The following is a 22,553-nucleotide window of genomic DNA, read 5'->3' on the forward strand; positions in this document are numbered from 1 at the left end:
AAAATTTATACCTTTAATTTGTTCTAAATAAAAAGCCGGTTTCAGGATGATCCTGAATAACCGGCTTTACATTTTTTTAGCAAACCATTTTTAGGAGAGATTTAAAGATAATCGCACTTGAATTTGCCATTCACCAGCCACAGGTTCCAGAAGTCGTCCGTAACCCGCACATATTGGCATGCTCAGTGAGGAATTCAGGAATTCCGCGTATTCCACCAAAACAGGACTTCGTAATGATAATTTTATTCCGAGTTTTACGAAAATTGGGGAACCGGACAAAAGTGGGAGAGCAACGGCAGTACTTCAGAAGACAGAAGCTTCTGGACCATGTTTATGATTGAAGAATAATTTTTTTTAAAAACTAGAGGATTTGAATTCATAGACCCTGTTTGATTAAACTCCAGATGCGTTCAAACCTGTCTTGGTAGTCAGGTAAATTCCAGGATTCTTTGAAGGATGGGAGGCTAAATACTGCAAACGCAGAGAGAATCGCCTCAGCCCGTTCCAAGTGGGGATCGTGATAGTCCATGAAGCCGTCAATAATTTGGTAGGAATCCCAGAGAACATCGCGTAATACCAGTGGATTGCTATCCACGTATTGAGTATTCAAGGCAAACATCTTGGGATTCTCGTTATAAGCCCGTTTTTTTGCGTTAACAAATGCCCATAACCAATCGTGAAGCAATTCTTGCGGTTTAGTTAAACTAGTCATATCTAATTTAATTTGTTCTGAAATCATCCGGTTGAACCAGCTCTTAGATACGGCTGCCCAGAGCTCTTGCTTATTTTTAAAGTGCTTATAGAGCGCTGCATGGGTGATACTTAATTCATCCGCAATTTGTGAGAGTGTCACTTCGGATTTTTCCGTGCGTTTAATTAATGCCTCAGCTGTTTCAATAATGAGCTCTTGTGTGATTTTAGCCACAGTACTGCCAACCCTTCTTTCTTCAATAAATTCCTTTTTATCATTAATACACTTGCGAATATTTTAACATATAAAATAATCAGTAACAATTATTGATTTTTGTAACTTATTGCTTTATGCTTATTGTATAAGTTACAAAAATAAATAAATGTTACTTTTTTAACGCATAGGAGGTCATTAATTATGAAAGCAGCACAGATCACCAAATATTCAAAAAAGTTCATAGTAAAAGTGAACGATATTCCAATCCCAGAAATAAGTGATAACGAAGTCTTGGTCCAGGTGAAAGCAGCAGCAGTTAATCATTTGGAATTGCTCATTGGTACCGGAAGCGTAAAGCTGATTCAGGATTATGAATTCCCATTGGTACTTGGTAACGAGCTGACGGGTGTTATTGAAAAAGTGGGTAAGAAGGTGCAAGGCTTCAAAGTTGGCGATGCAATTTATTCACGTCTGCCACTACAAAAAATCGGTGCCTTTGCGGAATACGCGGCAATTAATGCAAATGCCATCGGGCACCTACCCGCTAATTTGAATTTTGTGACTGGTGCAGCTGCGCCATTAACAGGATTGACAGCCTATCAAGGATTAAATGAAGAATTAGATGCTAAAGCTGGCGAAATCGTGTTTATCCCTGGAGGTTCTGGTTCATTTGGCCAAATGGCCATTCCTATCGCCAAAAGTATGGGGCTCAAGGTCATCATCAGTGGAAATCCAGAAGCACGTGAACGGACAATGGCCGCTGGTGCAGACCAATATATTGATTATACGACTGAGAACTATTGGGAACAGCTTGGTGATGTAGATTATGTGATTGATACCTTGGGACCAAGCGAATTTGATCATGAGCTTTCAATTATTAAAGCAGGAGGCCGCCTTCTTTCTCTGCGGACCGGTCCTAACAAACGTTTTGCAGAAGATCTGGGCTTCTCTGGCTGGAAAAAAAAGCTCTTCACCATCGCCGGGGCTAGGTATGATCATAAAGCGAAGAAAAAGAAGATTCAATATCATTTCATTTTTGTTCGCAGTGATGGCGAACAATTAAAGAAAATCACGAAGATTATTGAAGATAATGGGATTGTACCAGCAGTGGACCCAACAGAATTCCACATAGAAGAGATTAACGAAGCACTGAATTTTGTTGCTGAAGGTCATCCTAAAGGGAAAGTTATTATCAGATTTTAAGGAGTATATCTCAATTGGTTGTCAAAAAATTCTTTACTGATCATTCTAGAATTGATATACTGATTTAAATTAGAGTTAATAGTGTAGTTTTTTTGCCGTAACTAGAATGATCGTTCTTGAATATTTCGAAGAAATTTATTAAGGGAGGGATGAACGAGATACAAGTTTAATCGTGAACAAAACTCTATCGAAATGTTGTTAAATGATCAAAAAACTTAAAAGGGAGAGAATAATATGAAATATACAGTGATTACAGGAGCAAGCTCAGGAATTGGGTATGAAACAGCATTGGCGTTTGCTGCACGCGGTAAAAATTTAATTTTGGTAGCTAGAAGATTAGATAAATTAGAAGAACTTAAATCAACAATTCAGAATATTGATCCTAATGTAAATGTTCTTGTTCGTTCAAGTGATCTGTCTGTTACAGAGCAGGCTTACACACTGTATAACACTTTGAAGGAATACCAAATAGAAACCTGGATTAATAATGCAGGACTTGGTGAAGCTTCTTTTGTGGTAGAACAGAATTTAGATAAAGTTGAAACTATGTTACGTGTTAACATCGAATCCTTGACGATCCTTTCTACACTATTTGTGCGAGATTATGCTGATGTAGAAGGAACTCAGTTAATTAACGTATCATCCGCACTCGGATATGCCATTGCTGTTGGGAGCGTTGCTTATTCTGCATCTAAATATTATGTTAGTGCCTTCACCGAAGGGCTTGCAAAAGAACTAGAGCTTAAAGGCGCGAAATTAAAAGCAAAAGTTTTAGCTCCAGCAATAACTGAAACGGAATTTGTGAAGAAATCAATAGATGCTGAAGAATTTGATTACAAAGCAAACATGCCTAAGTACCACACTGCCAAACAAATGGCGAGTTTCATGGTAGAACTTTATAATAGCAATGATATGATAGGGATTGTTGACCAGAACTATAACTTCAATCTGAGAGATCAAATCTATCCAATTATATCTGAGTTTTAAATCGAATTAGATATTAGTCACGAAAACGATCGTCGAAGAAACTGGAGCAAAAAGAACTGGCTTCCCTATTCTTAAACGTAGGGTACAACTTTTGCACACGCTGGAAAAAGATTGGACTCTGGATTGTTTAAAAACAGCCAAAGTAAGAATCCAATGGTAAGCATCAGTTCAGTTATCATGTTATGAATAAAATCAAGCATCTTGCTTGATTTTATTTTCGTTTTATATATTAGTTTGCGGATCGTTTACTTAAATGTATAATGATTGCTTGAGGTGATTACAATGGCAAGAAGCAAAGAATTTGAAATTAATGAAGTACTAGATAAAGCGATACAACTATTTTGGATGCAAGGTTACGAGAAAACTTCAATGCAAGATTTGGTAGACTGTATGGGAATTCACAGAAGAAGTATCTATGATACATTTGGTGATAAGCACGCCTTATATTTGACGGCACTCCAACGGTACGAATCTACTCAAAACAAAAAAATGAGATTCTTGGTTGAGAAGCAAGAACCGGTAAAGGAGATCATCCGACAATTTCTAGAATCCTCGATGAGGAGCGAAGGAGAACCTCAAGGATGTTTCATAGTTAATTCGGGTGTGGAGTTGGGAGTACTGGATCCGGAGGTTGCATCCTTTGTTGAGAATAGCTATTCAAAAACGGAGAAGTTGTTATATGACCTCGTCCAGACTGGCCAGCAAAGAGGTGAACTTAGAATTTCACTGGAGCCCGAGGCCATTTCTCATTATTTAATGAATGCCTGGTTAGGACTGCGTACAATGGTAAAAACGGCAACGGATCATAAAAAATTAACAAGTATTATTCATACCATACTGATCACTCTAAATTAAAACTCCTTTATCTATCTGCAATGTAAGAGGAGAAGCACTTGTATCAAATGCCGAAAATAGTCAATCAACTTACTGCTACCCGAGTACGCAAAGAATAGAACCGGCTTAATACGCCCAGCTTAACTATATATACGGCATCCGACACCAGCTGTAAGGATCTAAGAATGCAGACATTAAAAAAACCATGCTGACGATGGGCTTCTTAGTCAATGTGGATATTAATCTGTCCAAGATCGGTAGATACGGCGCACTTCACGAAAGGATTGTTTGGGTTTACGGTATTCATTAACCAGACCCTTATTGTTGAAGCCGCGGGCCCGGTCGCGGAAGTTCTTACTGCTGCTCTTCAGATCGCCGCGGATGTCTGCAAACTGCCAGATGTAGGTCCCGCCAATTTTCGAATCATTCTTGAAGATTGCCAGCGCTTCAGTCACAATATCTGCCTGATAATCCTCGCTGAACAATCTCGGCTCCCAGCCCACATCCCCGAATAGTCCAGCACCACCGAATTCGGTCATGAGCACAACCTTGTTACCGGCTCCCATCTGCTCCGCACGCACATGGAACTGTTCCAGCATGTCTTTGAAGCTGGCTGTATCGCCTTCGTACCAGCCAAAATATTTATTTATACCGATAACATCGAATAATGGAAGTAGAATATCTTCGAGTGGATGCATCGTAGCGTAGGTGACAAGCCTAGTGCTGTCGAGTTTCTTCACCAATCCGACTAGAGCTTGTGTGAAAGCATATGCTTCTTGAGTCCGGGTATCAATCTCATTATGAACGGACCAGAAGATCACACTTGTGTGATGAAAATGCAGGCCAATCATTTCTTCAATCATAGACAGTGCACGCTCCTGGAAGAGCGGCTCACTTACCGTTTCGTTCGGCAGAAAGGCTCCCCATATCGGAATTTCGCTCCAGTATACAATCCCTTGCTCATCGAGTAGATCAAGCCAATATGGGCTCTGGGGATAATGCGAGCCCCGGACGGAGTTGCAACCTAACTCCAAAATGATACTGAGCTCCTTGTGCATCAGCTTCGGAGGGAAGGCAAAACCCCACTCAGGATGCTCTTCATGTCGGTTCACCCCCTTAAGATATACGGGTGAACCGTTAATTAGAATCCGATGATCCTTTGTTTCAATACAGCGAAAACCGATCCGTTCAATTTTGTCGTCTTCCTCTGTCCGCAGTTGAAAGGTATACAGTTCTGGAAGACCTACGTTCCACAAACGTATTTCAGGCATAAGCAACTTGAACGTATGACTGAGGGTCTGGCCAGTCTCAATCTGTACTTCTTCCGAGTGCAATTCATGTCCGCTTTCGGAGAATGTGATCTTGGTAGTATGCTGCTCCTTATGGAAGGAATGGAGCTGCACCTGAACAGTAACATCTGCATCTGATCCATGCAGTGCATAATCAATCTTCAGCTGTTCGATGTAAATATCAGGCAAATATTGCAGCTCCACCGACCGTATGATACCCCCGTAATGATACCAATCCACCTGCTCTGTCGGAATCGTAAGTAGGTCCAAGGTGCTGTCCGTCCGGACGATAATCTCATGTTCTCCTGCCCCTAAGGAAGGAACAATAAATTCAAAAGGTGTAAATCCGCCATAGTGATACCCAAGGTGCCGCCCGTCCAAATAGACATCGGCATGGCCCAGCACGGCATGAAAGATGAGTCTGACATGCTGCGAATTCACAATCTGTATTTTTTTACGATACCAACCGACACCTTCATAATCGTACATTCCCAGTTCATTATTCCAGCACGAGGGCACATAAAGAGACTGCCTAGAATGTGGAAATCGCTCAAACCATTTTTCTTGAACACCCGTATTTAACGGATCCTTCATGAAATCCCAAGGCCCATCCAACAGCTCAGCTCTCCGAATTTGATACTCGCTAAAAGTCCTTAACAAGTGTGTTCCTCCTTTTTTTCCTGTAATGTATTGAGAATTTCAGACATCTTGATAATATGGATAGTAACATTTGGAGTTTAAGCATTGAATAGAAAAAAACGTTATCGTCTTGTTTAAATCGCTCTTTTAGCAGCAGGAGGGGATATTAATTGGAAGAAAATGATTACAAGCTGAATGACCTCATAGTGCATATCCATTTTGTACTCGACAAAGCTACTTATCCCGGCTGGGAGGACATCCGTAACATGGTAAATGTGCACAGCTTGTACTGGATTCATGAAGGTAAAGGGGTTTTCCTGACCAATGTTGAGCACAAAGTAGAGGCTGGAATGCTAATCTATTTAAAACCAGGCCTTAAACTGTCCATGCGCTCGCAGATGGATGCTCCACTTCGCATAACGATGCTGCTCTTCGATTGTGCAGAGCTTGGTTATGATGCGGTATGGAAGGAAGTCAAGCCAATCGGAAAACTGAGACTTCCCTTCTTAAGCCAATATAATCAACAGGAAGCTGAGGAAATTAGCAAGCTGGTCTGGGGGATTCACCAGGACTGGCTGCCCGGACTAACCGATGGCATAGCTGTATCCCGGGCTAAAATGCAGATCCTGCTGCATATGCTGCACCAGACCGTACAACCGGACTGGAATCTGATGGAGTCTGGAGCTTTCGCCGCCTTCGAACAGATCAAGAAAACACTCGAGAACGACTATAAGGATCATCACCGGATCGAGAAATTGGCGGAGAAATACGGCATTTCGCCATCTTACTTGCGTAAGATGTTCCTAAAATTTACGGGGATGGGGCCTAAGGAATACCATATGCACATACAGAACCAGCAAGCTTGCCGTTATCTAGTCTTTACCGATTATCCAGTTAAGGAAATAGCCAAATTATGCGGGTACTACGAAGAATATCATTTCAGCAAGATTTTTAAACAGCTTAACGGGATCCCTCCGACAGTATACCGAAACAAACAGAGAATCAAAGATTAATTGTCCGTAGAACCACTGGTAAAAAAATCTTGAGGTTATGGTTTTTTTACGGGAAGGGCTGTACCATGATAGTATTGAACTCATTGAAGCATGTTTAAGGAGGGAAAATTGGGCATGATTATATCACTCAAAAATGTATCATGGCAACGTGATACGACAATGATCTTACGCGATATGAATTGGGAAGTGAAGCAGGGACAACACTGGTGTATCGTCGGTCTGAACGGTTCAGGAAAAACGACGATGCTAAATGTAGTGAACGGCTATATCTGGCCGACAACAGGACAAGTCGAGGTGCTGGACCATCGCTTTGGCGATGTGGACTTGAGAGAGCTACGCAAACGAATCGGTTGGGTAAGCACCTCCTTGCAGCAGAAGCTGTACGGCCATCAGACTGCCCTGAACATCGTCCTAAGCGGAAAATTCGCGACAATTGGTCTGTATGATAAAACGAATGAAGAGGATCAAAAACAAGCCGAGGAGTTAATGGAGTTTCTAGACTGCTCTTCCTTGGTTAGTCGTACATATGATACCTTGTCGCAAGGACAGCGGCAGAAAGTCCTCATAGCACGCGCACTAATGGCCAATCCAGATCTACTAATTCTTGATGAGCCATGCACGGGACTTGATATATTTGCCCGAGAACAGCTGCTGCAGATGATCGAGAAGATAACAAAGCAACCCGGTGGACCAACCTTGCTGTATGTAACCCATCATATCGAGGAGATAACACCATGCTTTACGCACACGCTGCTGGTGAAGAGCGGCGAAATCTACAAAGGGGATGAGACAGTAAACTGCTTGCAGTCGGATGTCTTGAGCGATTTCTTCGATACCCCTGTTGAAGTACAGGAACATCATAACCGCAAGTGGCTTACACTTGCCGGTGATAAGTAGAATATCAAGGCACATCGAATAGGCGAGCAAACCGTTTTAAAGTGCTTTGAAGGATTGCTTGCAGATATATAAAATGAAAACTGATCACAATATAATTTTAAAATAACCCGCGCGGGACGCGGGTTTTCTATTTGTTTGCAAGCTTATAAGCCACCTCCCAGAAACATCGTAACAACATACTAACGGTACCTGCAAAAAACATTTTGACATATCTAACAGGTACCGTTATAATACAAATCAACAGGTACCGTCACAAAGAGCAACAGGTACCGTAAAAATTCAACGGAGGATTCATTATGGACATGAATGATGAGTTATACGAAAAACTCGCGAAACTGCAATGGCTGTTGCAAAGGCAACACTTGAAAACTCACGCCGCGGTTGGTCCGATGGCCGACGCATCACGTGGGCAAGGCAGGATATTAGCATTTCTTCGGATGAAAGACGGTATCAGCACCAAAGACTTATCCTATATGCTGGACATCCGTGTATCATCCCTCAATGAATTGCTTGGTAAACTGGAGAAAGCAGAATACATCACCCGTAAGCCCTCAGAAACAGACAAACGTATCATGTTGATTTACCTAACGCAAAAAGGGCAAGAGGAAGAGAAACAAGAGATAGACAACGGCAACATATTTTCTCGCTTATCGCCAGAAGAGCAGATAGCTTTCGGGGATTACCTAACTCGCGTCATTACAGCTTTGGAGGAAGAACTTGGAACGGACGGAGAACGTGATGTGATGGCTATGTGGATGGAAGCCGCAAAGGAGCGTATGGGAACAGAGGAATTTGAAAAACTGATGGCTATGCGCGGACAAATGCACAAAATGTGGGGAAATTCTAGGGACGAACGCTTTAGCGGCAGATTCCCTGGGTTTGGCGGAGAAGGGCATGGTGACATGCGCGGATTCGGCTGGCCTTCCAGAGATGACAGTAATTCGTCACCTGACAAGTCACATGGCCCGGACGATAAGTAATTAGAGTCTTTTTGCAAACAGTAGCTGAGGCGCTGCCTTTCCACCAGAGAAAGATGAACGGCAAAGGCAGCGTAATGTGAAACTGAAGAATAATCAAATTTCGTATGCCAAATCTGAAAACTCGACGTTAGGGTACAGGTTTGCTTGTTGCTGCGTCACGGTTCATATTGGACCGATAGTTAGAATTCTAAGTATTTCAAAAAACAAAATAAAGAAAGATAGTGGTGAACCCTATGGATGCAGAAAACCTCCATTACTTTGAAAAAGCACCTGTCGCAAAAGCCGTAGCTCACTTCGCAGTACCGATGATGCTAGGCATGTCGATGAGTGTCATATACTCCATTTTGAACGCCTATTTCCTTGGTACACTGGGCAATACTGCGATGTTAACCGCACTCGCACTAACTTTACCGTTATTTGCCGCCATAATGGCGCTTGGTAACTTGATTGGCATCGGTAGCAGTGCATTTATCTCCCGTTTGTTGGGAGAGAAAAAATATGATGATGTAAAGCATGTGTCTTCATTCGCCTTTTACAGCAGTTTAGTTCTCGGTCTTATTTTGATGGCTGCCGGCATCCCATTGATCGATTCAATCGTTCATGGCTTGGGAGCGACGCCTGACTCCTTCGGATTCACGAAGGACTATGTCACGATTATGCTTATTGGTTCACCTTTCGTCGTTCTATTCTTCACGCTGGAGAATATCGTGCGCTCGGAGGGGGCAGCAATCACTTCGATGATCGGTATGCTTCTCAGTGTTGTTGTGAATATTATTCTCGATGCGCTAGTCATTTTCGTCTTCCATTGGGACGTGATCGGGGTTGCATCTGCTACAGTCATTTCTAACTTGGTTGCAAGTGCATTCTACGCCTTCCACATGGGATATAAGAGCCAATTCTTAACCATCTCCGTAAAATGGTTCAAAGCTTCCAAAGACATTCTCAGCAATGTATTTAAAATTGGAGTTCCAGTCTTTGTTATGAGTCTCTTCATGGGTGCAATGTCACTCATCTTTAACCGTTTTCTGGTCGAATATGGGGAGCAGGCCATTGCGGCCTTCGGGATTTCATCACGTTTATTACAATTTCCAGAGGTTATCCTGATGGGCTTATGTGAGGGAGTCGTGCCGCTGATTGCCTTCTCTTTTACAGCTAACAAATTACGCATGAAGCACACCATTACTTTTACAATCAAAGTGACTGTGGCATTAGCAGCCGTGTTCGGCATTATTGTATATCTGATTTCAGACCACTTAATCGGTTTATTTACGAATGACCCTCAATTAATTGAACTGGGCAGCTACATTCTTCATGTAACGTTCTTATCCCTGTTCATTTCAGGAACGACCGCGTTGTTTACAGGTATCTTCCAAGCGACAGCACAAGGAACCGCCGCCTTTATTATGTCAATTATTCAAGGTATTACTCTGATTCCAGTATTGTATATCGCTAATCGAATGAACGGTTTCCACGGAGTAGTCTGGTCGCTCGTCATTTCGGATGCTGTTGCGTTCCTTGTGGGTGCCATCATGCTGTATGTTCTGCGGAACAAATTGCAGCCTGATTTAGATACTTTAGTACAGTAAAATTCTAAGCTTTAAGTTGATACTTTAAGTTCATCTAAAAAAACCTTGGATCAGCAAGGTTTTTTTGGCTCGTATGATGACGCAGCCTGCCATGAGGCAGCACATAGCTGCTTTGGAGGCGAAGCTCCAGTTAAATTTTAATGCTGACTTCTCCACTTGAAAGATACTCCTCGTCACCATTCTCATATCTGACTTTCAGATGGCAATCGTCATCGATATCAATGGCTGTTGCTTTACGTTGTTCATTATCCTTTATCACGGTCACAGGTTCTCCAAGTGAAATTAACCTTTTTTTGTATTCGGAAAGAAACAATCTGTCCGTTAAATGCTCATAATATCTCATGAAATTGTTTAGTACTTCTGCAACGAGCCGGTTGCGGAGATCACCATAAGGATTGTTTTCGGAAATTACAGTTGTTGCAATCTCGGTAAGATCATTGGGAAAGCCTTCGGAAGGGAGGACTACATTGATACCGATGCCGAGAACAGCATAATCAAGCCAGCCGTTTTCCAGTGACACGGATGCTTCGGTAAGAATCCCGCACACTTTTTTCCCTTCCATGAAAACGTCATTCACCCATTTAATCTGCGTTTCTTTACTGGATACGCTCTCGATAGAAAGGGCTACAGCTACTGCGGCGCAAGTGGTCAATAAAGCTGAGTCTGTTGCGGACAGCTTGGGACGCAGCAGGATACTCATATAGATACCCGTTCCAGGTGGAGAAAAGAACTTCCGGCCCATTCGCCCGCGACCAGCTGTTTGTTCTTCCGAAAGGATCACTTTACCTTCAGCTTCTCCATTTGAGGCAAGGTTTTTTACGGCTTCATTCGTGGAAGATATGGTCTTAAAGACTTCGACTCGTAACTTTTGCCCCTGAGTATCCAGGTACTTTGAAATTGCACTGGCTGATAAGATATCCGTTTGTGGTGACATGGAGTATCCTTTATTGGTTACAGCTTGTATGGAATAACCGTCTGTCTGTAAAGATTTTATGGCTTTCCAGACCGCGCTGCGCGTCACGGATAACTGAACGGCTATTTCCTCCCCGGAAAAATATTCACCCTTATTACTGTCGAGTAAGGCAAGAATATGTTCTTTTACTGTCATGAACTTAAACCTCCAAAAGTATAACTCTCCGACCAAAACCCATTGAATAGATTAACATCCAACGATTGCGACTGAATACTCTAATTCTATATAACAATAGGAAAAACTCAAGCATGGTATTTTATTCTATTGTAAACCATATAATATTTTATGGTTTACAATAAAGAATATCTCCATTATAATTCAGCTTACTGGACGTATTTACTAACCAGAATACAATCATTGATATCCAATGGAGGTCATTTTTTTGAAGACAAAAGAACTTATTTATGCTGCATTATTCGCAGCACTTATCGCGGTGTTGGGGATGATACCGCCCATCCCACTCGGCTTCATCCCCGTTCCGATCACTGCCCAGACACTTGGCGTCATGTTGGCTGGATGTTTTCTGGGGAAACGGATGGGCGCTCTCAGTCTAATTATTTTCATCATACTAGTAGCCATTGGGTTGCCTGTACTGACCGGCGGTCGCGGCGGAATCTCGGTGCTAGTTGGACCTTCTGCAGGATACATATTTAGCTTTCCAATTGCGGCCGGCCTTATTGGCTGGTATTCCGAAAAAATCTGGCCGAAGGTTCGAACTTGGAAGCTGGTAGGTATCAACATAATCTTCGGTGTATTACTAGTGAGTCTGATTGGTGCCCCTGTCATGGCATTGATAACCAATACTTCGATCTGGGCTGGTCTTGTCGGAGCGTTGGCCTTTCTTCCGGGAGACATCATCAAAGCCGTTATTGCAGCCGTCATAACGATGCAGCTGAAAGCAATTAGCCCTATTGAAGAAAAAACACAAATATAATGTGATGTGAAACTCGGGTAAATAAAACCCGGGTTTTTTTATTGAAAAATAATAGGGTTATGGTTGCGAATTTGTTTATACTATAAAAATTAAAACGAAATTGAAGTGGGTGTAGAAAAATGGATAAGGGATTTAATTTAGCTAGTCAACTATTAACGCTGCTTGATACGGAACATAGATGGTTTACCTTAGCGGAAATTGAAAAAAGTTTAGGGATCTCTGATAAGACCATTCGGAAGATGGTGGAGGAAATCAGCAAGCAATTACCATCTACTGTAACCATTGAGGTTTCTAGAGGAAAGGGAATAGTTCTTCAACGTGATGGGCGAAGTACGATTAGTGAAGTGATTTCTTCTATGTTCAGACAAACCATCTTTTATCGGCTGATGGATTTTTTGTTTACGAATGTGGGTCGACTGTCTGTGGAGGAGCTCTCCGAAGCCATGTTTATGAGTACCTCGTCTTTGAAGAAATTGATTGTGCAATTAAATAATGATGATCTAAAAGCTTATAAGCTACGCATTAGTTTTTCTACCCCCATGATCAAAGGGAATGAAATGAATATTCGATATTTTTATTGGAAGTTATATTGTGATGCGTATGAGTTTACAGGCTGGCCCTTTGCGAATGTTGATTTTGCTTATATTAATCAGTTAATCACAAATATAGAAAATGAGAATAACATTGTATATTTTATCAATTCCAAAAGGAGATTATCGTTTTTGTTGGCCATTGTTATAGAAAGAGTGGCTAAAGGAAAATGTGTGAAAATCGACGAAAATGCTTACCCTTGGGAAAAGGGGATGTTTTATTTTCCAGTGAAAACTATTGCAAAACGTCTTGAGGACAAGCTGTCCCTTAAATTTCCAAACAGTGAAATATTCTTTATGCAATCCATGGTTAGTCTCAGCCAATATCATTATTATGAAGGGTCAGAGATCACTCCGATGAAAGAAGTAGAATTACATAAGGATAAAGAAGAATATCAAATGGGGAATCTGCTTCTAATGTTATTAGCAAAGGTATACCCGAACTTGCATATGCAAGAACGGTTTATTTTGGAGATTTACGGGTTCTTTGACAAGCTATTAATCGAAAATGCCATTCCTGAGTGGATGATGATTTCAACAAGTCATTTAACAACATATGTTCAAAAGGAGTGCCAGCAGATTTATCAAGAATTGCAAACCTGTATGCAAACGTGGAATAAAACTTACCCTTCTGTTTTGTTTAATCACTTTCATTTAACAAAGCTAACCTTAATTGTTCGCTCGAGTTTACGTTACAAAAGTAAGAGGGCTTTTTTAGTGATCGGGGAAGAATTTTCAATTCGTCATTACATAGCAGATTTGATAAAAAAAGAAATTGGGGATCAGTTGATCCTTAATACTTCCATAATGAAAGGCCTGACCGACGAGATCATGCAGCAAAATAATATCGATCTTGTCATTAGTAATATCCCGGTTGCATTAAAGACAGTGCCTGTTGTTATTATTTCTACGATCCCCTCTAAAAGAGACTTAGACAACATTCGTAAAGAACTGCTTTTATAATTTGACCAATTATTTTCCGTAAGCTCCGTAAGTTTTTGGTCTAGTTTGTAATGTTAAAAAACCTTATGCTCAATCTAGTTTCGAAACTGATTTTACTTGACGGCAAGTGGAAAGCGATTTCGGTAAACCTCAGTTTACTATTAAAAGTTGGAGGAAGAACTATGAGTAGGCATTTAGGTGCAAATAAGGGAGAAATAGCAGAGCTCGTTTTGCTCCCAGGAGATCCCTTGCGTGCAAAGTTTGTGGCAGAACACTTTTTAGAGGAGGCTTATTGTTATAACGAAGTAAGAGGGATGTATGGATACACTGGATTATACAAGGGTGTGCCTGTGTCGGTTCAGGGTACAGGGATGGGAAATCCATCGATGAGTATCTACGCGACAGAATTGATCGTCGATTATGAAGTTAAGAAATTGATTCGCATTGGTACATGTGGCGCGATGCAGGAAGAAATCAATATCCGCGATATTATATTAGCCCAAGCAGTATCTTCAGACAGTAATATGACGGAAAAGATCTTTCATGGCTGTAATTTTGCACCAACGGCAGATTTCTCATTGCTAATGAAAGCATATCAACAAGCACAAGCTAAAAATGCCAATGTGTTTGTTGGTAACATCTATAATTCTGATGAATTTTATCGTGAAAATTTAGATCGGCTTCACAAGTTTATGGATTTCGGTGTATTAGCTGTAGAAATGGAAAGTACCGCCCTATACACTTTAGCCGCTAAATATGGTGTAAAAGCTTTATCGATTTTGACCGTCGGCAGTCAATTGTTAAGACAGGAACACCTAACTCATAAAGAAAGTGAACAATCCTTTTATGAAATGGTCGAAGTAGCTCTTAACACAGTCATTGAAGGCTGATTTATTGATAAGAGTGTAGTGTTGTTAGAAAAGAGAGTGAGAAAGAAATGAAGGTAATACTGTCAGGATTGCAGTGGATGATTTTTATGATCGCTGGTGCAATTGCTGCACCCATTGCTATCGCAGATTTATATAACTTAACACCCATAGAGACTTCCGGACTCATTCAGAGCACCATGATTACTTTAGCAATAGCTGGATTTTTACAAGGCCTGATGGGTCATAAATTCCCTATTCATGAAGGTCCGGCAGGGTTATGGTGGAGCATTTTTACCATTTACGCGAGTTTAGTGGGGGGACTCTATTCCTCTAACAACGGAGCTTTACAGGCTTTAAGTGGGGCAATGATCATTAGCGGAGTGTTATTTATCCTAATTTCAGCATTTAAGCTAATGGATAAAATCGCTCGTCTATTTACTCCCACCATCACCTTTATTTATTTACTTTTATTGATCTTTCAATTAAGCGGATCTTTTATGAAAGGGATGATGGGGATTACCATATCCCACACCATGTTAGATGTTAAAGTATTCATCCTTAGTGTGATTGTGGTCTGCATTACCTTTTGGTTAGGCAACAGCCGCTTTGTATTACTCAGCCAGTTTTCAATAATTTTCAGTATAGTGATAGGCTGCCTATTATTTATAATCTGCGGTAGTATGCCGGCGGTTTCTCGTGCGGATACTCTATTTAAGCTGCCGGAAATATTCCCATTTGGAAAACCCCGATTCGATGCCGGGACAATTACTACTGCATTTTTACTAACCCTATTATTAATAACCAATGCAGTGGCATCCATCCGTTTGATGGAGACCGTTATGAAACCCAAGCAAGGGGATCATCGTCGTTATTTGCGCGCCGGGTTTACTTCTGGAATTACGCATCTTATTAGTGGTGGTTTAGGAGCGGTCGGCTCAGTCCCTATTTCGGGAGCGGCGGGATATGTTGAGCAAACAGGGATGAGGGAGCGCAGATCATTTTTAATAGGCTGCAGCTTAGTGATCTCAATATCCTTGTTTCCGCCTATGATGAATTTCATATCTGCGATTCCAGCTCCCATAGGATATTCTGTTACCTTCGTCATTTTTGTGAAGATGGTCGGACTAGCGCTAAAGGAATTGAAAAAGGTTATTCATGAAGAGCGAACATTTATTGTCAGTGGGCTTTCCCTTTTAGTGGGTGTAGGTTTAATGTTTATTCCTGCATCAGCTACGGCCCATTTATCTCCGATCGTGGTAGCCATTTTAAATAATGGATTAATATGCGGAAGCCTGTTAGCGATTATTTTGGAACAAGGGTTAATGTGGAAAGATGCATTCCGATATGAGGATTCCAAGAAAATTAACCGATAATTTGGAGGGCTAAAAATGCATTATCTAATTTCTATTGCTGGTCTGGTTATTGTTCTATTACTGGCATGGCTAGGAAGTAACAATAAGAAAAAGATTAAATATCGTCCAATCATTGTAATGATTGCTATTCAGATAGGTTTGGGATTAATTATCCTAAAAACGAGCATTGGAGAATTTTTGATTAAAGGGTTTGCTGATAGTTTTGCAAAATTACTTGGATACGCCAATGAAGGTACTGACTTTGTGTTTGGCGGGATTGCAAATGAAGGGGCGCATACATTTTTCCTTTATGTTTTGATGCCCATTGTTTTTATGTCAGCATTGATAGGGATTTTGCAACATTACAAAATACTGCCATTCATTATAAAGTATATTGGACTGGTACTGAGTAAAATAAATGGCATGGGTAAATTGGAATCTTATAATGCAGTTGCAGCCGCAATTGTCGGACAAAATGAAGTGTTTATTTCAGTGAAAAACCAGCTTGGACTATTGCCGAAACATCGCTTGTATACATTATGTGCGTCTGCAATGTCTACGGTTTCCATGTCAATCGTTGGTTCCTATATGACGATGCTAGAACCTCGGTATGTAGTAGCTGCATTGATATTAAACCTATTTGGCGGATTTATCATTTCATCCATCATTAATCCGTATGAAGTTACACCTGAAGAAGATATTGTTGAAGTTCAGGTAGAAGAAAAACAAACGTTTTTTGAAATGCTGGGCGAATATATTATGGATGGCTTTAAAGTAGCCATAGTAGTTGGGGTAATGTTAGTTGGTTTTGTGGGAATCATTGCTTTGATTAACGGGGTCTTCAGTGGCATATTCGGAATCTCGTTCCAAGGAGTGTTAGGCTACGTCTTTGCACCCATCGCCTTTCTTATCGGTGTGCCATGGCATGAAGCTGTTGAGGCCGGTAGTATTATGGCGACAAAGCTTGTTGCGAATGAATTCGTTGCTATGCTTGACTTTGTTAAGATTCAAGAAGGTTTAAGTGGCCGTACTACAGCCATTGTCTCCGTTTTTCTAATCTCATTTGCTAACTTTGGGTCGATTGGTACCATTGTGGGTGCAGTGAAGGGATTGAATGAAAAGCAAGGGAATATCGTCGCACGATTTGGATTAAAGCTGTTATTTGGCGCCACACTTGTAAGCGTTTTATCAGCTTTGATTATCGGTATCATATTCTAGTTGAAGCAAGGAGTATTAACATGAAACAAACACCCCGGTTTAAGCGGATTTTCGTCATCGTTATGGATTCTGTAGGCATTGGTGAAGCTCCAGATGCTGAAAAGTTTGGGGATGCAGGATCACATACATTACGGCATATTGCAGAAAAAATGAATGGGCTACATGTTCCTGCGTTATCCAAGCTAGGGTTAAGTCATATTGACCCAATACCCGGAGTTCCCAAAGTAGAGCGCCCTTTAGCTTATTGGACCAAAATGCAGGAAGCTTCTAATGGAAAGGATACGATGACAGGTCACTGGGAAATCATGGGCCTACGAATTGACGTTCCTTTCAAAGTGTTTCCTGAAGGATTTCCTTATGAATTAATTAATGAATTAGAAGAAAGAACAGGACGAAAGGTGATTGGGAATAAACCCGCTAGTGGCACAGCTATTCTCGATGAGCTTGGACAAGAGCATATGAACACAGGTGCACTCATTGTCTATACTTCAGCAGATTCCGTGATTCAGATTGCGGCTCATGAAGAGGTTATTCCTTTAGAAGAACTGTATCAAATCTGCGGGATTACCAGAGAGATTACTTTACGTGAGAAGTACATGCTAGGCAGAGTGATTGCTAGACCATTCCTCGGGCAGCCCGGAAATTTCAAAAGAACATCGAACCGTCATGATTATGCCTTGAAGCCTTATGGAAGAACCGTGATGAATGAGCTCAAGGATGCCGGGTTCGATGTACTAGCGATTGGCAAGATCTCAGATATATACGATGGGGAGGGTGTCACCAAGTCTTTGCGTACAGTGTCTAACATGGATGGCATGGATAAACTCATGGAGACCCTTCATACTGATTTTACAGGACTTAGTTTCTTGAATCTTGTTGATTTTGATGCACTTTATGGCCATCGTAGAGATCCGATCGGGTATGGGAAAGCGCTAGAAGAATTTGACGATCGATTACATGAAGTTCTAAAGGAGCTATGTGAAGACGATCTTCTAATAATTACGGCAGACCATGGGAATGATCCCATTCATGCGGGTACGGATCACACCCGTGAATATGTTCCTTTACTCCTCTACAGTAAGAGTTTCAATCGACAAGGGGAGCTGCCTATATCGAAGACTTTTTCGGATATTGGAGCAACAGTTGCTGATAACTTTGTTGTGACCATGCCCCAATTTGGTCAGAGTCTCCTACAGGAGCTTAAATAAACTTAATTTGAATAGACACTTTGAATAGAAACAGGGTACCTAACTTGTATTAGTAAAAGGTATCCTGTTTGTTTTTTTATCTACATATCTTCGTATCTAAAAAGCTGCCGAGTAAGCGGCTTTTTTTGTTATTACGGATCAATTATTAGGGTAATAATCAATTATTAAAGGGGTTAATTTTATATCCACCTGTCGTTAATCCTTTTTTCGATGAATCGCATTCTAAAACAACGTTATAAATAATCTAGTTTCTACTCATGCCACTCCTTCGATAGTAATAGTGTTGACAACCTGTATATACAGGTTTAAACTGTGTGAAGTGTTTGAACTTGTATATACAGGTTTAATGGTTGAAATAAAGAATTCTTTTTGGAGGTGTTCAACTTGAGTCAGTCCCAGTATTCGGAATGGTGGCGCCGCTCCACGGTGTATCAGGTGTACCCGAAGAGCTTTAAGGACACTACAGGCAACGGAACAGGAGATATTAAAGGACTTATTGAGAAATTAGATTATTTGCAGAAGCTTGGAATCGATATTGTCTGGTTACAGCCGGTTTATGTTTCGCCGCAACATGATAACGGTTACGATGTAGCAGATTATGAAAATATCAACCCGGATTTCGGTACGATGGAGGATTTTGACGAGCTGGTACAGGAATTGCATAGACGCGAAATGAAGCTAATGATCGATATCGTGGTTAACCATACTTCGACTGAACATGAGTGGTTCAAACAGTCCATTTCAAGCAGGAACAACCCTTACCGTGATTACTATATCTGGAAGGATCCGGCTCCGGACGGGGGCTTACCCAACAACTGGCAGTCGAAGTTCGGGGGTCCTGCCTGGCAGTTCGACGAAACTTCGGGACAATATTATCTTACTCTCTTCGATAAAACCCAGGCGGATCTGAATTGGGAGAATGAGAAGGTACGTAGAGCAGTGAATGATATGATGTTATTCTGGGCTAAAAAGGGTGTCGACGGCTTCCGCATGGATGTAATTAATTTAATCTCCAAAGATCAGCGCTTCCCTAACGATGACGGGAGTGTTCCACCGGGGGATGGACGTAAATTCTATACTGACGGTCCACAGGTCCATGAATACATCAAAGCAATGTATAAAGAGGTGTTTGGTCCGTTTGAGATGGTGACTGTAGGAGAGATGTCCTCAACTACACTGGAGCATTGTATCCGGTACTCAAGTCCCGAAGAGCGGGAATTTTCCATGACCTTCAATTTTCATCATTTAAAAGTCGACTATCCGAATGGACAGAAGTGGGAACTGATGCCTTATGATTTCGAGGCAATGAAACGGTTGTTCTCGCAGTGGCAGACTGGAATGCAGAAAGGCGGAGGCTGGAACGCACTATTTTTTAACAATCATGATCAACCACGTGCCCTTTCCAGATTCACTGATGATAGGGTTTACCGTGTGGAAAGCGCCAAGCTGCTCGCGACAACTCTGCATGGCCTTCAGGGAACACCTTATGTATATCAAGGAGAAGAAATCGGTATGCCGAATCCGGTATGGAAAAGCATCGATGAGTTCCGCGACATTGAGTCACTAAATATGTACCGCATTCTGTGTGAACAGGGGAAAAGCCCGGAGGTTGCTCTCAGCATTCTCCAAGAACGTTCGCGGGACAATTCACGTACGCCGATGCAGTGGGATGACAGCCGGAATGCCGGATTTACCACTGGTACTCCATGGTTGAAGGTAGATGAGCGGTATCGAAACATCAATGTGCAGAAGGAGCTGGAAAATCCTGGTTCCATCTTCCACCATTACCGTAAACTGATTGCACTACGCAAGGAATATGAAATATTTATAGAAGGTATTTTCAAGAGACTCGATGAAGGTCATCCTGAAGTCTTCGCTTACGCCAGAACAGGAGATGGAGAGACACTTGTTGTGGTCTCGAACTTCAGCAGTAAAAAGATCTCTTTCCGCTTTGAAGATAATCACTGGTCTGAATTGTCGCCAAGTGGTAAGGACGAGCTTCTGATTGGGAATACAGCAGATGCACCTAAATTAACACAAAAGCTTCAGCTCAGTCCTTATGCTTCCTACATGTGGTTAGTCCGCTAACGAGGTGTACTTAAGAAGGAGCACACATCAATTTTGTAAGGAGTGAAGATATGGCTATAGACCGCAAAAATGTTGAAGATATTGTACGGGCGGTTGGGGGCAAGGAGAATATTGAAGTTGCGACGCATTGTGTAACCCGGCTGAGATTCTCGCTGTATGACGAGAACAAGGTGGATTCGGAAGCCCTGGACCGTAACGAACTCGTAAAAGGACAATTCTCTACGCAGGGGCAGTTCCAGATCGTTATCGGACCAGGAACTGTAGATAAAGTATACGATGAAATGATTCAGATCACTGGTGGTGCCCGCTCTTCCAAGGATGACGTGAAATCAGCGGCAGCACGGAAACAGAATCCACTGCAGCGGGCGATCAAAACACTGGCTGATATTTTTATTCCGATTCTTCCGGCCATCGTAACCGCAGGTTTGCTGCTTGGGATTAATAATATTTTGACCGGACCTGGTATCTTTTTTGATAGTAAGTCATTGGTAGATGTCTATCCTGCATGGAAAGACATTGCTGCGATTATTAACACGATTGCCAGCACAGCCTTCACCTTTTTACCAGCACTTATCGGTTGGGCAGCTGTTACACGTTTCGGGGGCAGTCCTCTGCTCGGGATCGTGCTAGGTCTCATTCTCGTACACCCGGATCTGTTAAGTGCCTACAGTTATGCAAGTGCTTCAACTGAGGGAACCGTTCCGACCTGGAATTTGTTCGGCTGGCATTTGGAGAAGATCGGTTATCAGGGGCAAGTATTGCCTGTACTGGTTTCGGCCTATATTCTGGCTAGACTGGAGAAGTTCCTCAACCGTCGGGTGCTTGATTCCATTAAACTACTGGTCGTTGCTCCAGTGACCCTGCTGGTTACAGGTTTTCTGGCCTTCACCATTATCGGACCGGTTACGTTCGCCATTGCCAATGCTATCACCTCGGGTTTGATCTATGTATTTGATCATTTTGCGCTCCTTGGTGGTTTGATCTATGGCGGATTCTATGCACTTCTGGTCATCACTGGGATGCATCATACTTTCCTGGCAGTCGATGTACAGCTCATCGGCAGTAAGGGAGGCACCTTCCTCTGGCCGATGCTGGCGCTCTCCAATATTGCACAAGGCGCTGCGGCACTGGCGATGATGTTCGTTGTTAGAGAACAAAAGGCAAAAGGTTTGGCGGCTACGTCTTCCGTCTCTGCATTCCTCGGCGTGACTGAACCGGCAATCTTTGGGGTGAATATCCGCTATCGCTACCCTTTTATCTTCGGGATGATCGGCTCAGCAATTGCCGGTATGCTCCTTACCGTTAACCAGGTTCGCGCTTCATCCATTGGCGTAGGGGGAATTCCCGGTTTCCTTTCGATTTTCCCGAACCAGTGGGGCGTATTCTTCATAGGTATGGTTATTGTTCTCGTTGTGCCATTTGCCGCCACAGTATTGTACGGACGTTCTGTAGTGGGTCGTTCCGAAAAGAATACAGCTACAGAGGCTTCTAGTACTACGAGCGAACCAGAGGAATTGAGCAGCCGTCATTCAGTTCAAGGGTCACAGGAATCAGTTAATATTCTAGAGCTTGTCTCACCGCTTAGTGGAACTGCAGTATCGCTGGAACAGGTGCCCGATCCTGCCTTTGCTGAAAAGCAAATGGGTGAGGGAATTGCAATCGAACCTTCTGAGGGGAAAGTATATGCTCCCTTTGATGCTACAGTAGCTCATGTGATTAAGAGCAAACATGCGCTTATACTGGAGCATGCCAGCGGTGTTCAGGTATTAATCCACGTTGGAATTAACACGGTGGCGCTTAAAGGTAGCGGTTTTACCAGCCTGAAGAATATTGGTGATAAGGTGCAGGCAGGCGAGCTTCTACTAGAATTTGATATGGAAGCTATCCGCGCAGCAGGTTACCCGGTGATTACTCCAATCATCATTCCTGCAGGTCAGGAGATGGTCGAGAAGATTGAAGAGAAGACCGGACCAGCTACGGCCAAACAAACAAGCATCTTGACTATTCATCTCAAGGGTTGATAAAGGCTATATTGGCAAAGACT

18 protein-coding genes are annotated in these 22,553 nt (G+C 42.1%); 15 read left to right on the forward strand and 3 right to left on the reverse strand.

Features of this window, described 5'->3' with window-relative positions; genetic code table 11:
• Positions 1-376: 376 nt before the first annotated feature.
• Entirely contained in the window at positions 377-925 is a 549-nt protein-coding gene (locus tag MKX34_RS16105) for a TetR/AcrR family transcriptional regulator (protein WP_038571236.1), read from the reverse strand.
• Between the two features lie 183 nt (positions 926-1,108).
• Between MKX34_RS16105 and MKX34_RS16110 the strand changes: the two genes are divergently transcribed.
• The 3 genes from MKX34_RS16110 (at position 1,109) to MKX34_RS16120 (ending at position 3,952) form a co-directional block, all read left to right on the forward strand.
• On the forward strand, positions 1,109-2,110 hold the full coding sequence (locus MKX34_RS16110; protein WP_076274528.1) for an NADP-dependent oxidoreductase: 1,002 nt from the start codon (positions 1,109-1,111) through the stop codon (positions 2,108-2,110).
• A gap of 234 nt (positions 2,111-2,344) precedes the next feature.
• Positions 2,345-3,097 (forward strand): SDR family NAD(P)-dependent oxidoreductase, encoded by a 753-nt coding sequence (locus MKX34_RS16115; RefSeq protein ID WP_038571241.1) that lies wholly within the window; start codon positions 2,345-2,347, stop codon positions 3,095-3,097.
• Positions 3,098-3,379: 282 nt separating this feature from the next.
• Positions 3,380-3,952 carry a TetR/AcrR family transcriptional regulator gene (locus MKX34_RS16120; protein WP_076296647.1) on the forward strand — a complete coding sequence of 191 codons (573 nt, stop codon included), beginning with the start codon at positions 3,380-3,382 and terminating at the stop codon, positions 3,950-3,952.
• 218 nt (positions 3,953-4,170) lie between these two features.
• On the opposite strand, the gene MKX34_RS16125 is transcribed toward MKX34_RS16120, so the two are convergent.
• Positions 4,171-5,880 carry a glycoside hydrolase family 2 TIM barrel-domain containing protein gene (locus MKX34_RS16125; protein WP_076296646.1) on the reverse strand — a complete coding sequence of 570 codons (1,710 nt, stop codon included), beginning with the start codon at positions 5,878-5,880 and terminating at the stop codon, positions 4,171-4,173.
• Positions 5,881-6,029: 149 nt separating this feature from the next.
• On the opposite strand from MKX34_RS16125, the gene MKX34_RS16130 reads away from it, so the two are divergent.
• From MKX34_RS16130 to MKX34_RS16145, 4 genes are all read left to right on the forward strand, one after another.
• A complete protein-coding gene (locus tag MKX34_RS16130; RefSeq protein ID WP_076296645.1) occupies positions 6,030-6,872 on the forward strand; it encodes an AraC family transcriptional regulator in 843 nt (280 codons plus the stop codon).
• 114 nt (positions 6,873-6,986) lie between these two features.
• Positions 6,987-7,769, forward strand: coding sequence for an ABC transporter ATP-binding protein (locus MKX34_RS16135; protein ID WP_036677157.1), 783 nt, complete (start codon positions 6,987-6,989; stop codon positions 7,767-7,769).
• A gap of 296 nt (positions 7,770-8,065) precedes the next feature.
• Complete coding sequence (locus MKX34_RS16140; RefSeq protein WP_051490959.1) at positions 8,066-8,749, forward strand: MarR family transcriptional regulator; 684 nt, start codon at positions 8,066-8,068, stop codon at positions 8,747-8,749.
• Between the two features lie 233 nt (positions 8,750-8,982).
• Positions 8,983-10,335 carry an MATE family efflux transporter gene (locus MKX34_RS16145; RefSeq protein WP_038571252.1) on the forward strand — a complete coding sequence of 451 codons (1,353 nt, stop codon included), beginning with the start codon at positions 8,983-8,985 and terminating at the stop codon, positions 10,333-10,335.
• A 130-nt stretch (positions 10,336-10,465) separates the two neighbouring features.
• Here the strand turns inward: MKX34_RS16145 and MKX34_RS16150 are convergent, their stop codons facing one another.
• Complete coding sequence (locus MKX34_RS16150) at positions 10,466-11,443, reverse strand: biotin--[acetyl-CoA-carboxylase] ligase (RefSeq protein WP_076201274.1); 978 nt, start codon at positions 11,441-11,443, stop codon at positions 10,466-10,468.
• 247 nt (positions 11,444-11,690) lie between these two features.
• Here MKX34_RS16150 and MKX34_RS16155 point away from each other — a divergent pair, with 247 nt between their 5' ends.
• The 8 genes from MKX34_RS16155 to treP all read left to right on the forward strand — a co-directional run bounded on the left by MKX34_RS16155 (position 11,691) and on the right by treP (position 22,530).
• Entirely contained in the window at positions 11,691-12,242 is a 552-nt protein-coding gene (locus tag MKX34_RS16155; RefSeq protein ID WP_076272593.1) for a biotin transporter BioY, read from the forward strand.
• Between the two features lie 119 nt (positions 12,243-12,361).
• On the forward strand, positions 12,362-13,795 hold the full coding sequence (locus MKX34_RS16160) for a helix-turn-helix domain-containing protein (RefSeq protein WP_036677148.1): 1,434 nt from the start codon (positions 12,362-12,364) through the stop codon (positions 13,793-13,795).
• A gap of 161 nt (positions 13,796-13,956) precedes the next feature.
• Positions 13,957-14,664, forward strand: a complete 708-nt coding sequence (deoD, locus tag MKX34_RS16165) for a purine-nucleoside phosphorylase (RefSeq protein WP_036677145.1) — start codon at positions 13,957-13,959, stop codon at positions 14,662-14,664.
• Positions 14,665-14,711: 47 nt separating this feature from the next.
• Positions 14,712-16,016, forward strand: coding sequence for a purine/pyrimidine permease (locus MKX34_RS16170; protein WP_076296644.1), 1,305 nt, complete (start codon positions 14,712-14,714; stop codon positions 16,014-16,016).
• Between the two features lie 15 nt (positions 16,017-16,031).
• Complete coding sequence (locus MKX34_RS16175) at positions 16,032-17,213, forward strand: NupC/NupG family nucleoside CNT transporter (protein WP_036677141.1); 1,182 nt, start codon at positions 16,032-16,034, stop codon at positions 17,211-17,213.
• 20 nt (positions 17,214-17,233) lie between these two features.
• Entirely contained in the window at positions 17,234-18,421 is a 1,188-nt protein-coding gene (gene deoB, locus MKX34_RS16180; RefSeq protein WP_076099167.1) for a phosphopentomutase, read from the forward strand.
• A 384-nt stretch (positions 18,422-18,805) separates the two neighbouring features.
• Positions 18,806-20,509 (forward strand): alpha,alpha-phosphotrehalase, encoded by a 1,704-nt coding sequence (gene treC / locus MKX34_RS16185; protein WP_076296643.1) that lies wholly within the window; start codon positions 18,806-18,808, stop codon positions 20,507-20,509.
• A 50-nt stretch (positions 20,510-20,559) separates the two neighbouring features.
• Complete coding sequence (gene treP / locus MKX34_RS16190; protein ID WP_076296642.1) at positions 20,560-22,530, forward strand: PTS system trehalose-specific EIIBC component; 1,971 nt, start codon at positions 20,560-20,562, stop codon at positions 22,528-22,530.
• The last annotated feature ends 23 nt before the right edge of the window (positions 22,531-22,553 follow it).

The organism is Paenibacillus sp. FSL R5-0636 (genome assembly GCF_037974255.1).
GTDB lineage: Bacteria > Bacillota > Bacilli > Paenibacillales > Paenibacillaceae > Paenibacillus_AQ > Paenibacillus_AQ odorifer.